This window comes from Dorea sp. AM58-8, from assembly GCF_003464045.1.
Classification (GTDB): domain Bacteria; phylum Bacillota; class Clostridia; order Lachnospirales; family Lachnospiraceae; genus Claveliimonas; species Claveliimonas ammoniilytica.
The window spans coordinates 273,111-288,444 of sequence record NZ_QSDM01000002.1 but is presented as its reverse complement, the minus strand read 5'-3'; the positions used below and the strand labels follow the sequence as shown (position 1 = coordinate 288,444).

The 15,334-nt window shown below is 44.8% G+C and carries 14 protein-coding genes and 1 other RNA gene; all 15 read right to left on the bottom strand.

Annotation, left to right across the window (positions count from 1 at the left end):
* Window positions 1–29 precede the first annotated feature (29 nt).
* The 15 genes from rnpB to scpB all read right to left on the bottom strand — a co-directional run bounded on the left by rnpB (window position 30) and on the right by scpB (window position 15,321).
* Window positions 30–382, bottom strand: an RNA gene (gene rnpB, locus DXA18_RS03205) — RNase P RNA component class A.
* Between the two features lie 47 nt (window positions 383–429).
* The gene (gene rnhA, locus DXA18_RS03200; protein WP_118382635.1) at window positions 430–903 is read right to left on the bottom strand and encodes a ribonuclease HI; all 474 of its coding nucleotides are present in this window, start codon (window positions 901–903) and stop codon (window positions 430–432) included.
* 55 nt (window positions 904–958) lie between these two features.
* Window positions 959–1,636 (bottom strand): MBL fold metallo-hydrolase, encoded by a 678-nt coding sequence (locus DXA18_RS03195; RefSeq protein ID WP_118382634.1) that lies wholly within the window; start codon window positions 1,634–1,636, stop codon window positions 959–961.
* Window positions 1,637–1,652: 16 nt separating this feature from the next.
* The gene (locus DXA18_RS03190) at window positions 1,653–2,123 is read right to left on the bottom strand and encodes a MogA/MoaB family molybdenum cofactor biosynthesis protein (protein WP_118382633.1); all 471 of its coding nucleotides are present in this window, start codon (window positions 2,121–2,123) and stop codon (window positions 1,653–1,655) included.
* 140 nt (window positions 2,124–2,263) lie between these two features.
* On the bottom strand, window positions 2,264–3,412 hold the full coding sequence (locus DXA18_RS03185) for an iron-containing alcohol dehydrogenase family protein (protein WP_118382632.1): 1,149 nt from the start codon (window positions 3,410–3,412) through the stop codon (window positions 2,264–2,266).
* Window positions 3,413–3,568: 156 nt separating this feature from the next.
* Window positions 3,569–5,041, bottom strand: coding sequence for a stage IV sporulation protein A (spoIVA, locus tag DXA18_RS03180; RefSeq protein ID WP_118382631.1), 1,473 nt, complete (start codon window positions 5,039–5,041; stop codon window positions 3,569–3,571).
* Between the two features lie 79 nt (window positions 5,042–5,120).
* Window positions 5,121–5,759: an HAD family hydrolase gene (locus DXA18_RS03175; RefSeq protein ID WP_118382630.1), complete on the bottom strand. Its 639-nt coding sequence runs from the start codon at window positions 5,757–5,759 to the stop codon at window positions 5,121–5,123.
* 12 nt (window positions 5,760–5,771) lie between these two features.
* Window positions 5,772–7,187, bottom strand: a complete 1,416-nt coding sequence (locus DXA18_RS03170) for an oxaloacetate decarboxylase subunit alpha (RefSeq protein WP_118382629.1) — start codon at window positions 7,185–7,187, stop codon at window positions 5,772–5,774.
* Between the two features lie 55 nt (window positions 7,188–7,242).
* Entirely contained in the window at window positions 7,243–8,394 is a 1,152-nt protein-coding gene (locus tag DXA18_RS03165; protein WP_118382628.1) for a sodium ion-translocating decarboxylase subunit beta, read from the bottom strand.
* Between the two features lie 57 nt (window positions 8,395–8,451).
* On the bottom strand, window positions 8,452–8,829 hold the full coding sequence (locus tag DXA18_RS03160; protein ID WP_118382627.1) for a biotin/lipoyl-containing protein: 378 nt from the start codon (window positions 8,827–8,829) through the stop codon (window positions 8,452–8,454).
* A gap of 13 nt (window positions 8,830–8,842) precedes the next feature.
* Window positions 8,843–9,625, bottom strand: coding sequence for an OadG family transporter subunit (locus DXA18_RS03155; RefSeq protein ID WP_243007008.1), 783 nt, complete (start codon window positions 9,623–9,625; stop codon window positions 8,843–8,845).
* A gap of 14 nt (window positions 9,626–9,639) precedes the next feature.
* Window positions 9,640–11,079: an acyl-CoA carboxylase subunit beta gene (locus tag DXA18_RS03150; RefSeq protein ID WP_118382626.1), complete on the bottom strand. Its 1,440-nt coding sequence runs from the start codon at window positions 11,077–11,079 to the stop codon at window positions 9,640–9,642.
* 139 nt (window positions 11,080–11,218) lie between these two features.
* Window positions 11,219–13,207: a 2-isopropylmalate synthase gene (locus tag DXA18_RS03145; protein WP_118382625.1), complete on the bottom strand. Its 1,989-nt coding sequence runs from the start codon at window positions 13,205–13,207 to the stop codon at window positions 11,219–11,221.
* Window positions 13,208–13,372: 165 nt separating this feature from the next.
* Window positions 13,373–14,671, bottom strand: coding sequence for a D-alanyl-D-alanine carboxypeptidase family protein (locus DXA18_RS03140; protein ID WP_118382624.1), 1,299 nt, complete (start codon window positions 14,669–14,671; stop codon window positions 13,373–13,375).
* Between the two features lie 77 nt (window positions 14,672–14,748).
* On the bottom strand, window positions 14,749–15,321 hold the full coding sequence (gene scpB / locus DXA18_RS03135; RefSeq protein ID WP_118382623.1) for an SMC-Scp complex subunit ScpB: 573 nt from the start codon (window positions 15,319–15,321) through the stop codon (window positions 14,749–14,751).
* Window positions 15,322–15,334: the final 13 nt, after the last annotated feature.

Here is a 15,334-nt window from a genome sequence, read left to right as displayed (position 1 = left end):
AAATGCGCAATCTTTTTTACATTCAAGTGGGTTCAAGCACAACGATAAGCCGGGTTATGTCGTTGAGTAATCATCTATCTAGACCTGCCGTTGCCAACAGGTTCAAGCAACCTACCTGAGAACCGACGGGCCGCCGTATCTTCTCTTTTCGGTCTTGCTTCGGATGGGGTTTACATGTGCCCCTGCTGTTACCAGCAGGGCGGTAGTCTCTTACGCTGCCTTTCCACCCTTACCTGATCCAAAGATCAGGCGGTATATTTCTGTTGCACTGGCCTTGGAGTCACCTCCACCGGACGTTATCCGGCATCCTGCCCTGTGAAGCCCGGACTTTCCTCACCTGCAGCCTTTCGGCATTCGCAGCCGCGATTACTTGTCATACTTGAATCTCACGATTCTTCATTTTATCACATCTTACGTTTCCATGCAAGATTAGATTCCTTCATCTGCAATCAGATCCTTGCCATCTGCCGCTGTTGTAGCGAGCTCATCGCATCGCTCATTCTGCGGATGTCCCGCATGGCCTTTGACCCAGTTAAATGTCACCCTGTGCGGTTCTTTTGCCTGCAGCAATCTCTTCCAGAGATCTACATTCTTCACCGGTTCATTCTTACCACGTTTCCAGCCCTTTTTGATCCATCCGTCAATCCAGTGCTGATTAAATGCATTTACCACATACTGGGAATCTGAATATAGTTCAATCTCACATGGACGGTTTAAAGCTTCAAACCCCGCAATGACTGCCATAAGTTCCATTCTGTTATTGGTTGTCTTAATATATCCCTGGGACAGTTCCCTGGTATGGAGTTCTCCCTTTGTATCCACATACTCCAGAACGGTACCATACCCTCCTGGACCATCCGGATTCCCCCGTGCCGCTCCATCTGTATAAATCTTAACTTTCATTACTTTAACCTCTCGCTTTTATAATCCGTTGCATCATCCGCTGATTCATCCAATATCATGATGCCATCACTTTCACAATCCGTTCACGATATGGTGCTGTCTCCGGCTGATGCAGCAGACGATCCTGGATCTCATACTGCCCCCACATATGCATCGGATACACTCGTTCCGTATCCGTGTGGCGCATATACCAGTCAATTCCCCAGTAATATGTATCCTCGAGTCTTGGATCTACCGGGACAAACGCCACGTCAACATGTTCCCCTTCCATTAACCGCAGGGCATTCTGATAATCTTCTTTCATCTGCTGATTATACTCTGTGCCCTCTTCTTCCCAATGCCACCAGTTCAGATCCCCTGCATGATAGATATGAACCTCCTGGGCTGATTCTGATGTCCGTATAGAAACAAAGAACGCTACGCCCTCATCTGTAGAGCGAAGCGTCTTTATCTTTATATTACCCAGGTCACAGAACTCATCCGGACCTAACAAGATCCGGTTCTCTGCCGGATCTGCGTTGATATCATCCGACAGAATGTAACGAATATCCACACCGCTTCTTTCCCACTCAAAGATCTCTTCATTAAAATGATCATGATGTGCGTGACTTACAAATACATAAACCGGCTTGTCCTCCGGAATCGTAATCTCTCCCATCCAGTAATCAAACACAAGCATCATATCTGCAAAATCCACGGAAAATCCACTGTGCTGTATATAGGTAACGTTCATATGTAGTCTCTCCCACTTATACCTGCTTCTGGATCAGCTTAACTGCATGTGTGATCTCCGGAAGAATATACTCCAGACAATGCTTTGCTGCCCCTGGCTTACCCGGAAGATTCACAATCAGTACATTTCCTCTGATACCTGCTGCGCTTCTGTTCAGCATTGCACGTTTTGTCATCTGAGATGTATATGCACGCATAGCCTCCGGAATACCCGGTACCGGTCTGTCCACAATCTCCATGGTAGCTTCCGGCATACAATCACCGGCTGCGCATCCTGCTCCTCCTGTTGTAAGGATCAGATCTGCGAGTTCTCCATCTACCATTCTCTGCATTACTGTAGAAAGTACAGTCTTGTCACATGGAAGTGCTTTTTGAAATACGATATCGTGTCCGGCTTCCTCTAAAATATGACGGATCACCTTGCCGCTGGCATCCTCTTCCTGTCCTCTGTAAATCGGCGTACTTGCCGTAATAACTGCAACTCTCATGATGTACCTCCAAATATCTTCATTTGTTCCTATCCATAATAATAACAACTATTCACTGTATTTGCAAGCTTTTCACCACATCACAGCATTCTCACATTTTACCATCTGCCACACGCATATCACCTTACACGCGCAATATCTTACATTGCTTTGTGATAGAGCATTTCAATATCTTTTAATGTACTCTGACGTGGATTAACAAGAATATTACCACTCTTCATGGCATCTGCAGCCATTTCCGGAATCTTATCTTCTGTCACGCCTGCCTCAGCAAGACCTGCAGGAATACCAAGAGATTTGTTCAGCCTGCGGATTTCTTCTGTCAGCATAGAAGCATGGAAGTCTTCCGGAATCTTATGATCTTCTGAAATGAACTGATATAACTTTGCGTAACGTCCCTGATCAGCCAATTCATTGTACTCTACGATAACCGGCAGCAAAATGGCGTTCGCAACCCCATGCGGCACATCAAAAAATGCACTGACCGGGTGAGACATGGCATGTACATTTCCCAGTCTTGCCCACGAAAATGCAATTCCTGCGAACATACTTCCTGTCAGCATTGCACTTGCTGCCTCAATGTCTTCTCTGTTAGCAACAAAACGTCTGATATTTCCTCCGATCAGTTCCAGTGCCTTTTCTGCCATCGCATCTGAGAACGGAGATGCTGCTCTTGACAAATAAGACTCCAGTGCATGGATCATCGCATCAATTCCACAGGATGCAGCAACAGATGCCGGCATAGATGTAAGAAGTTCCGGATCCAGGATCGCATATTTTGGAAGCAGATCAAAACTGAATACAGACAGTTTATAATTTCTGGTATGATCTGTAATTACAGAGAATGTTGTCACTTCACTTCCTGTTCCTGCAGTAGTCGGAATAGCAATAATCGTATCTACCGGTCCAGGTACTTTATCGCCGCCTTCGTATTCTGTGATAGAGCCGCCATATTTCGCCACAAGAGCTACAGCCTTAGCCACATCCATCGGACTTCCACCACCGAATGCCACGATTCCATCTGCTTTCATTTCACGATATTTTGCTGCTGCCTTATCTACAGTATCTACGGACGGATTACCTTCTACATCAGTGAACATATCACAGCCAATTCCTGATTCTTTTACGTATCCTGCGACTTCATCTACCTTTCCCATCTTTCGAAGACGCGGGCCGGAAATGATCAATACATTTGTACAGCCGCTTTCCTTCAGAAGTTCCGGAAGCTTACGGATGCTTCCCTCCCCAAATACAATATTCTGCGGTACCTTAAACGAAAATTCTTTCATAACCTCTTCTCCTTTTTCTTTTCTTCAGAGCCACTTTTAAAACGCTCTTTGCGCAAAAAAGATGCCAGAATACGCACTATCCGTACGATTCTGACATCTTTGTCATCTTTTTCTGTGTTTATTATACACCTACGCTTTAAAAAAGCAACCCGAATTTCAGATAATTATACACACCAGTCCGCCATTACTGTCATTGACAATCTTCTGCATCGTATCCTGCAGCTTGGTCTGGCTCTCATCATTGATCACTGCCATTTTATTCCGCATACCATCCATCACCAGATCTTCCACTGATTTACCAAAGATATTGGTATTCCAAATACCATCTTCCTCACTCGCCATCTGATGAATATAAGTGATCAGGTCCTCTGCCTGTTTTTCATCTCCTACAATCGGTGCGATCTCCGTCTCAATATTTGCCCTGATCAGATGAATTGACGGTGCCGACGAATGAATCTTCACGCCGTATTTATTGCCTTGACGGATAACCACCGGTTCATCCAGTGTTATTTCATCTCTGGTCGGGCTGACTACGCCATAGCCTTTCATTTTCACACTGGTAAATGCATCGCGCACGCTCTCATACTCGTTTTTAAGCTTTGACAATTCTTTCAATTCTGCGATCAGACTGTATTCTCCGTCAATCTGTGATCCTGTCATTTCACTGAGCATCTCATAATAAAATGCTTCGTCTACATCAATCCGAATCTGAATCTGTCCGCTGTCCATGGCAATCTTCTCTACCCTAAGATCAGTAATGTACGGACTGTCAGGTTTGCTGATTCCTGCAGATGCATCACCCATTTCACCAACCTGATCCATCAGATTGCGGATATGTGTCGTCATATCCTGCCGGATCTTATGATCCATCGGCAGCATTTCCACCCATTTAGGAATATAAAACGCAATCTCAGATACCGGAAATGTAGCAAGTACTGCTTCCAGTATCCTCTGAATATCCTCTTCTTTCAATTGCTCGCAGTTAACCGGAATTGCATGTACCTGCCAAGTCTTTTCAATTTCTTCCGCAATCTTCCTTGCTTCCGGACTGTAAGGTTTCTCTGAATTCACTACCACCACAAATGGTTTCCCGATACTCTGCAGTTCCCGGATTGTCTTCTCTTCTGCTTCCAGGTACTGTTCTCTCCCCAGTTCGCCGATGCTTCCGTCGGTTGTTACCACAACACCTATTGTCGCATGTTCATGGATCACCTTGCGAGTACCAATACTGGCTGCCTTGGTAAACGGAATCTCCTGATCAAACCAGGGCGTCTTTACCTGACGTTCTTCCCCTTCTTCAATATGTCCGGAAGCACCATCCACCATATAACCTACACAGTCAATTAACCGCACCTTCACCGTCACATCATCCATCAGACGGATCTCTGCCGCCTCTTTAGGGATGAATTTGGGTTCTGTGGTCATAATTGTCTTCCCTGACGCTGATTGCGGAAGTTCATCTCTGGTTCTCGCCTTATCCGGTTCATCTGTCATATGCGGCAGCACAAGAATCTCCATAAATCTCTTGATAAAGGTGGATTTGCCGGTGCGTACCGGTCCCACCACTCCTATGTAGATCTCACCATTCGTCCTTGCCTGTATGTCCTTGTATAAATGATTCGCATCCATCTGCTTTCTGCCCCTCTCCGTATGTGCTGTTAGAGTATATGCAGAAAATGGGACATTTAGAAGCAGAGTTTATGCAAGATTACTCCATACAATATGACATGCGGTCATCTTCCTCATACAAACGAATCAATTCCTTTAGTTTCTGATCTGCCTGTCCATAGCTTTCAAATAAAATGCCATGTATGCCGTATGCTCTGGCACCTTCCACATTTTCCGGACGGTCATCTAAAAATACACTGTCTGCCGGACAGATATTATATTTGCGGCACAGATAATGATAGCTGTCTGCCTCCGGTTTCAGAAAATGACTCTCATATGAAAATACAACTCCGTCCATATATGGAAGAAATTCAAGTTTACTTTTTGTCCGCGTAAGTAATTCCTCTCCATAATTAGACAACACATAGATCTTGTACTCTTGCTCTTTGAGATCCTTAACCCACTGCATAGTATACGGAAATAACCAAATCACTTCCTCCATATGCTCATAAGCATCCCGAATCAGTTCTTCATGCTCCGGATCATTATTTACAAACAATTCCAGGAGTTTCCCTTCCGGTACCTCGCCGCGATCTGCCAAAAGCCATGTCTGACTCTCAAACATGGCTTTTTTAATGATCTTCTGTTCTTCCTCACTATAATTTTTACGATTCAGATAGCTCTGATAATCGTAGGCCGCCAATACACGACCCACGTCAAATATCACATTTTTAATCATTAATACCTCTCACTACACCGGATAGCTGCCTGTTTCTTTATCAGCCTTATCCGGATCTATCTTCGTCTGCTGTGCTTCCCGGTATTTAAAGAAATCCACTGCAACCTGCGGGAACAACGCATATGTCAGTACATCTTCATCCTGCTGGATCCACTGTTCACATTCCTTACGCAGGGTATCTAATTCATCCGGAATCAGATCTGCAGGTCTGCAGGTAATGGTATCCGGATCATCTCCCAAGACTTTTTTCTTTACTTCTTCATTAAAAGGTTTTACCGTTGCTCCGTATTTACCGCGCAAAATATCTTTCGTCTCTTTGGTTGCAACCTTATAGCGCTCACCCATCAGCACATTGAATACAGCTTGTGTACCCACGATCTGTGAAGACGGTGTAACAAGCGGCGGTTCACCCAGATCCTTTCGTACTCTCGGAACTTCTTCCAACACTTCATAGTATTTATCTTCTGCATTTTGCTCTTTTAACTGAGAAGTCAGGTTAGACAGCATGCCGCCTGGTACCTGATACAGAAGTGTCTTGATATTGACACCAAGATTCTTCGGATTTAACAGTCCACTTGCCAGTGCCTCATCGCGGATCGGACGGAAATAATCTGCAATCTCCGCCAACAATTTCTGATCCAGTCCGGTGTCGTACGGAGTTCCCTTAAATGTCTCTACCATAACTTCTGTTGCCGGCTGTGAAGTACCAAGCGCAAATGGTGAAATTGCTGTATCGATAACATCTACGCCGGCTTCCACTGCTTTCAGATAAGTCATAGAAGCTACTCCTGATGTATAATGTGTATGCAGCTGAATCGGAAGATCTACAGCATCTTTCAATGCTCCGATCAGTTCGGTTGCCTGATAAGGAAGCAGAAGTCCTGCCATATCCTTGATACAGATAGAATTTGCACCCATATCTTCAATCCGCTTTGCAATGTCTACCCAGTAATCCAACGTATAGGCATCTCCCAGTGTGTAGGAAAGTGCCACCTGTGCCTCTGCTTTTTCTTTATTCGCTGCTGATACTGCTGTCTGCAGATTACGCAGGTCATTGAGGCAGTCAAATATACGTATAATATCGATACCATTGGCCACGGATTTCTCTACAAAATACTCTACCACATCGTCCGCATAAGGACGGTATCCCAGAATATTCTGTCCACGGAACAACATCTGAAGCTTGGTATGCTTAAATCCGTCACGGAATTTACGAAGTCTGTCCCATGGGTCTTCCTTCAAGAATCTGAGGGATGCATCAAACGTTGCACCTCCCCAGCATTCTACGGAATGATATCCCACCTGATCCATCTTCTCTACAATCGGCAGCATCTGCTCTGTTGTCATACGGGTTGCAATCAGAGACTGATGCGCATCGCGCAGGATGGTTTCTGTTATTTTTACCGGTTTCTTTTCTATCTCTGCCATTCGTTATTCCTCCTAACGTCCATTTCTTCCTAATGATTCTGATGTCCGGGACATCTTAGAATACTCCGAATATCGCCATAAATGTTCCGGCTGCTACCGCAGTTCCGATTACACCTGCCACATTCGGTCCCATGGCATGCATCAGCAGGAAGTTAGTCGGATCTGCCTCCGCTCCTACTTTCTGTGATACTCTGGCTGCCATTGGTACTGCTGATACTCCTGCCGATCCTATGAGTGGATTCACCTTACCATGCGTTACTTTGCACATAAGTTTACCGAAAAGGACTCCGGCTGCTGTACCAAATGCAAATGCGATCAGTCCCAGTGCCACAATTTTCAATGTATCCCAGTTCAGAAATGCCTCTGCACTGGTAGTTGCTCCTACCGAAGTTCCAAGAAGAATAACTACAATATACATCATCGCATTGGAAGCTGTCTCTTGTAACTGTCTTACCACACCCGACTCGCGGAACAGATTACCAAGCATCAGCATACCAACCAACGGTGCTGTTGTCGGGAGAATCATACATACCACGATCGTTACAATGATCGGGAACAGGATTCTCTCAAGTTTCGATACCGGCCTCAGCTGCTCCATCTTGATCTTACGCTCTTCCTCCGTTGTCAGAAGCTTCATGATCGGTGGCTGAATGATCGGCACCAGTGACATATAAGAATACGCTGCTACCGCGATTGGTCCCAAAATACCTGTCTGTTGTAATTTACCTGCCAGGAAAATGGATGTCGGTCCATCCGCTCCACCGATAATAGATACAGCAGCTGCTGCTTTATCTGAGAATCCCATTGCCATTGCTCCCAGATATGCCGCAAAGATACCAAACTGCGCTGCTGCTCCAAGAAGAAAGCTCTTAGGATTAGCGATCAGCGGTCCAAAGTCTGTCATCGCACCTACGCCCATGAAGATCAGCGACGGCAGAATTGCCCATTCATCCAGAATATAGAAATAATAGAGCAGTCCTCCGGTTCCGTTTGCAGAATCTTCCGCATGCAGCATAATATCCGGATAGATATTAACAAGCAGCATACCAAATGCAATCGGAAGCAGAAGTAACGGCTCAAACTCGTGCCGGATAGCAAGATACAGGAAAAAGCAGGCGACTCCGATCATGACCAGATTGCCTCCCGTCAGATTCATAAACGCTGTCTGATGCACGAGGTTCTGTAATGTTGTTGAAATATATTCCATTTTATAACCTCCAGTTGTGTCTATTACATAACATCTGTTATGCCATTTCCTGTCATATTAATTCATGGTTGCAAGTACATGGCCTGCTTCTACAGCATCTCCTACTGCCACATCAATGCTTGCTACTGTTCCGTCTTCTGGTGCCACAACCGGGATCTCCATCTTCATTGCCTCAATAATTACCACCGCATCTCCGCGCTTTACTGTCTGTCCCACACCGGCTTCAATCTTAAATACCTTGCCTGCTGCTCCTGCCTTCACCTGAACAGATCCTGCTCCTGTGGATTTTGCAGCCGGTGCCGGTGCTGCCTGTGGAGCCTGTGCCATTACAGGTGCTGCCTGAGGTGCCGGTGCTGCTGCCGGTGTCACACCACCCTTTTCTTCTACTGTTACATCATATACATTTCCATTTACTGTAATTGTATAGCTCTTCATCCTTATTCCTCCATTATCGATTCCATTTGTTTGATGGTCTTCTTCGAATACTTCTTACCACAAAGCCATCTGTTGTAGTACCCTCTGCCGCTGCAATTGCTGCCGCAATGACTGCTACAAGCTCTTCATCCTCCGTCACATTGTCCGCAGCTTCTGTAATATCTGCCTGAGCGGTCTCTTCTGTACCGGCTGTGACATCTTTCTTTTTAGACTTCTTATTCTTCATACGCTCCTGCATTGCCGGTATATATTTGAATAATGAAATAATCACGGAGATCAATATCAGTACCACAAATACCGTTCCCATTCCCAGAAGTGTATTCATTCCGGCTTTTTCCAGAATCTCTCCCATTGAATAATGGGCACCTACAGTCAGGCTTTCCAGATACAGGTTCTTATCAAACACAAATTCCAATTCCGCATCACGATTTTGGAACTTCGCTTCTGTAGTCACATGCAGTTCATCCGCAGTTGCTTCGATTGTATAAGCACCATGATCCACATACGCACCACATTCTTTTTCACCGACTTTCCACGCCTCAACCACGCTCACAAAATTATCCGGAGTAATGGATAAGTTCATATTGGCAAGCTGATCTTCAAAAGTGGACTCTCTCATTGCCTTAAGCTGTTCTACCGTCTGCTCATCCGCACTGGAACTGTAATCGATCATAAATTCCGTAATCTGCGTGATAGTCTGCTGATCATAAGCAAGCGTTTCCTTCTTACCACAACCCGCTGTAAGCAGAAGGATCATAATCAACATTCCTGTTAAAACACGAATCTTATTTTTCACTCTGCTTCACCTCTCTATACTGTTCCATGCTTCTTAAACGGACGCTCTTCCCGCTTGGTAGCAAGCATTTCAAACGCTCCGATCACATATTTTCTTGTATTCTCCGGCTGGATCAAGGTATCCACATAGCCTCTTCTGGCTGCTGATACAGGACTTGACTGAAGATTCTTATATTCTTCCGCCTTTTCTCTCTGCACCTGTGCTGTCTCGTCTGCATACATGATCTTTGCTGCAAGCTCTGCATCCATCATACCAATCTCAGCATCCGGCCATGCATATACCATATCTGCGCCGACCGACTTACTGTTCATCACAACCCCTGCACTTCCATATGCTTTTCCGGCAATCACATTGACCTTCGGTACAGTTGCATTGGCAAATGTATATACCAGTCTTGCAGAAGCTTTTGCAAGTCTCCGTTCACTTTCTTCCGATGCTTTGAAGCCATTTATATTGGTCACTGTCAGCACCGGGATATGAAATGCGTCACAGAATTCCACAAATCTTGCTGCTTTCTCTGCTCCTTCTACACTGAGTCCTCCATCTGATACATTCTCTGCATTACCTTCTATGTCATAGATAACAGAACGGTTTGCAACCGCTCCCACCGTCTGACCATTCAAATGAAGGAAACCTGTCACCATATCTTTCGCATAATCTTCTTTTAATTCTAGAAAATACTGCTGATCTGCAATCTTCGCAAGAAGAAGTCCCGTATCTGCAACAGTTCCTGCAAGATCAGCACAAATGCGGTTCGGATCATCTGCACACTCTGCATAAGGTGATTCGTCTTCATTATTAGCCGGGAGCATACAGATCAGTTCTCGGATCTTTCCAAGAATCTCTACTTCACTTCCGGTTCCATCGACTAACCCAGACTGACTGCTCTGGTACTCTGCTGAAGCTGTGTCACACTTGCTTTCACAATTCCCAGGAATCGCATTTGGAGAATTCACAAACAATTTTGCCTTCTCTGCTTCCATAAATGTAAAATCAGACAAACCTGCTGCTACAGAAAGTCCGCCACCACATGCACCAAACACAGCTGTAATCTGTGGAATCACTCCTGATGCCATAGTCTGTTTCAGGTAAAGATTACCAAATCCATACAATGCATCCGTAGCCTCCTGCAGACGCATACCTGCGCAATCGATCAATCCAATCACCGGTGCTCCCATTTTCATTGCCATATCATATACATTGGCTATCTTTTTTGCATGCATCTCACCGATCGTTCCATGCAGCACTTCCGGATTCTGACAGTACACATAAACCAGATTACCATCAATCAGACCATATCCTGTAAGGACACCATCTCCCGGTGTCGGGGCATTCTGCAGATTAAAATCTGTAGATCTTGCCGTGATTGCTCCACCAATCTCCACAAAACTGCCTTCATCCAGCAACGCAGCTATTCTCATTACGGCTGTGCTATCTGCTGTAACACTATTCATAAAACAGCCCTCCATTCATTTCCTTATTTTAATACTTTAACATCCTACATTATATCCGTTATTTTTCCTAATTTCAATCTTTGGATAAAAAAAAGAGGTATTATCTGCTTTTTTTACAGATAACACCCCTTCTTTTATATTATTTCTGATTACGGAACTGAACCGGCGTCATATTGTATGCTTTCTTAAACAGACGGTTGAAGTGTTCCACGTTCTGGTATCCTACGGTCAATGCAATATTTTCAACAGTCATACTGCTGCTCTTCAGCATTGCACGTGCTTTTTTCATACGTACTTTTTTAACCAGTTCCCCAAATGTTACTCCGGATTTCTCCTTGATGTACTTGGACAGATACGGCTTAGAAAGGTAGAACTTCTCTGCCAAGTCATCCAGTGTCACATCAATGTAATTAGCCTGAATATAATTCATGATTTCAATCATACGCGGATCATTGACTGTATCTGCTGTATTAATCTGATCCAGTTTATTAACCGCTACGATCAATGCCTCGATAGAAGCTTTGATAATATCAGCATCAATACCAACACCCCAGTAGGTCTTACCCTGGCATACGATACCTACGTATGCAACTGCCTTAGAGGAAGAACCGCGTGTCAATGAATGCTCCTCGTAATATCTCAGCTCATAGCTGATATTGAAATACTGCTTGATCGCATTACTTACTGCATCCAGACGTCCGTTACCGGAAGCTGTCACAATTCTTGTGTCACTGCCATGCTGGATCGTTGCGTCTGCGATAATACCGTCAGTCTGTTTGAAATGGCACTCATCAATAGCAAATACGCTCTTTGCATTGACATAGTTATCGTTAAAGATCTGATATACCCATTCCGGTGTCAGCTCTTTGTGTGCTCTGTCAGATACACCCTTTACAAGGTATCCTACTTCCTCACGCATCTTCTCTGGAAGGTTGATACCATAGCTCTGTTTCAGGATGTAGTTCACGCCACCCTTACCAGACTGGCTGTTGATACGGATAACATCCGAATCATACTGTCTTCCCACATCCTGCGGATCGATCGGCAGATACGGAACGGTCCACTTCTCGCTCTTACCTGCGTCTCTCCATGCCATACCTTTGGCGATCGCATCCTGATGAGAACCGGAGAATGCAGTAAATACCAGATCTCCTGAATATGGCTGTCTTTCATATACATGCATTCTTGTAAGGCGCTCGTATGTCTCACGGATCTTCTTCATGTCAGAGAAATCAAGCTTCGGATCTACGCCATGAGAGAACATGTTCATAGCAAGTGTAATAATATCTACGTTACCAGTACGCTCACCGTTACCGAACAATGTACCTTCGATACGATCTGCGCCTGCCAGCATACCAAGCTCTGCTGTAGCCACACCACATCCACGGTCATTATGCGGGTGAAGACTTAACACTACATTGTCTCTGTGTGCCAGATGCTTATGTACATATTCAAGCTGTGTGGCAAATACATGCGGCATTGCATTTTCAACCGTTGTAGGGATATTGATGATTGCCTTATTGTCAGCTGTTGGCTCCCACACATTTAATACTGCATTACATACCTCTACTGCGTATTCTACCTCAGTTCCTGAAAAACTCTCCGGACTGTATTCAAATGTAAAGTTGCCTTCTGTCTCATCTGCCAGCGTCTTCAACAGCTTCGCACCATCTACAGCAATCTTCAGGATCTGCTCTTTATCTTTCTTAAACACCTGTTCTCTCTGCGCAACAGATGTTGAGTTGTACAGATGAACAACTGCATGCGGAGCGCCCTTTACAGCTTCAAATGTCTTCTTAATGATATGCTCTCTGGCCTGTGTCAGCACCTGAACGGTTACATCGTCCGGAATCATATCCTTCTCGATCAATGTACGCATAAACTGATATTCTGTATCAGAAGCAGCCGGGAATCCAACCTCAATCTCCTTGAATCCAACATCTACTAACAACTGAAAGAACTCCAGCTTCTCATCCAGACTCATAGGCTCGATCAGTGACTGATTACCATCACGCAAGTCTACACTGCACCATACTGGCGGTGCCTGAATATACTCCTTCTTTACCCAGTCATAGGTGACCTCTGACGGCATAAAATACTGTCTCTCATATTTACTGCTGTTCTTCATAATATCCTTCCCTTCTATGTAATCCAAAGCAATCTGATCGCTTAGAAAATCATATTGTATTTCACAGGACCTAGATAAATAATCATCAATTTCTTTGTCCTTTTTTAACTGTCACTTAGTCTATCACAGGTTTACCGAAAATAATAGTGACGTTTTTAATCACTTTTATTGATTTATTTTATTCATATGTGTAAATTGCATCATCAATTGGCACAAACACCATATGTAATCGCGTTTTGCAATACTCTCTGCTGTCTCCACTTTCCATTCTGCCAGGACCTGATTATCCAGTACAAGCTGCACTGTCCCGGCATCTGTTCCCGCCTTTACTGCTGCTTTTAATGTATCTACCAACAGAGTGCGGTATGCCGGTTCTTCATCCTCTCGAAGAAGAATATCTGTTTTCTCTCTGTCTCTGATCTGAAGCTTCACCGTAGACACACCGCTCAGTGCACCATTTTCCGGAATACCGTCTGCCACACTTAGCTGTGGCAGACCCACATTGCCATCATATCTCTGTTTCTTATAATACTTCAGACCATACCCCATTAGCGCTCTGGTGTCCTGCCATTTATACGTCTTGTGATTCGGCCAGCCACATGCCAGAAGTGCAACAATAAATGTTCTGCTGTCCCGTTGAAGTGCACCCACATAGCAGTATCCGGCATCTGCGGTAAATCCGGTTTTCCCCGACACCGCCCCATTCATCATAGTCAGAAATGCATTATGATTGGTGCAGGAAAATGACTGTCTGCCCTCCACATCCCGGAACTGTTGCGTTGCTGCGCCGGTAATCTCCCGAAACTCCTGACTCTTCGGCGACTCCATCAGACAATACCTCATCACAAGCGCCAATTCTCTTGCCGTAGTCGAGTGTGTTCCCTGTTCATCCGATGCATCCAGTCCGTTAGGCGTAATATAATAAGTATCTTCACAACCAATCTCTGCCGCTTTTTTATTCATAAGAGAAGCGAAGCCCCGGACACTTCCTCCGATATGCTCCGCTATCATAACTGCACTGTCATTGTGTGATTCCAGCATCAGAGAATAGAGAAGGTCTCGCAGATAAAACTGCTGTCCTTCCCGGACTCCCAGCCTGACCTTTGGCTGCGATGCAGCTTCGGCTGACGCTGTCACTATTTCCTGTTCACTCTTCATATGTTCCAAAGCCAGAATACAGGTCATGATCTTCGTAGTGCTTGCCATGGGACGTTTTACATCTCCATCCTTTTCAAGCAGTACTCTTCCACTGTCACCATCCAGCAATACCGCATATCTCGCATGAAGTCCTGCAAGCACATTTTGTTCCTCTTCCTCAGGTTCTGACAGTTCCGCAGTCTGCTCCGCTTTCACTGATTCTGCTCCATGCGTTACGGTTCCAGCTATAAAAAATACAACACTGTTTATGAACATTACCATCACTGCGATATGTCTCTTATATCTGTTCTTCCAGATACGCTTCATATGTTCCTCCGCAGCCGATTCTCAATCTATATGTATGTATCCACTGCGATATCCATTCCATGAAATACCTGACTGATTTAAATATCCAGCTTTAACTGTGCTTCTTCCTCCGCTTCTGTTTTGAAGTTCTCAATCTGCTCTGGGTTCATGCTCGGCAGATCATCCAGCGACTGGATGCCAAATCTGCGCAGGAATTCTTCTGTCGTACCAAACAGAATTGGCTTTCCCGGCACATTCATCCTGCCAACCTCACAGACCAGATTATACTCCACAAGGCGGTTCACTGCGTGGTCAGACTTCACACCACGGATCTTCTCAATCTCAAGCTTTGTTACCGGTTGTTTGTATGCAATAATCGAAAGTGTCTCTAGCTGTACGTCTGTCAGCGTGTATTTGCGAGGCTGTTTTGCAATGCGTATCAGATATTCATAACTTTCTGCCTTGGTACACATTTGAAAGGAGTCTTCCAGTTCGATGATCTTCACGCCACGCTCTTCTGCGCCATTGATCTTATCCATCATGCAATGGATGATCCTTCTTGTGGTGTCCTCATCATGTCCTATCGCCAGTGCGATCTTAGACAGTTCCACTGAATCACCCATGGTAAATAAAATGGACTCAATAATTCCTTCTAATCTGTTGATTTCCACTATATATCCTCCT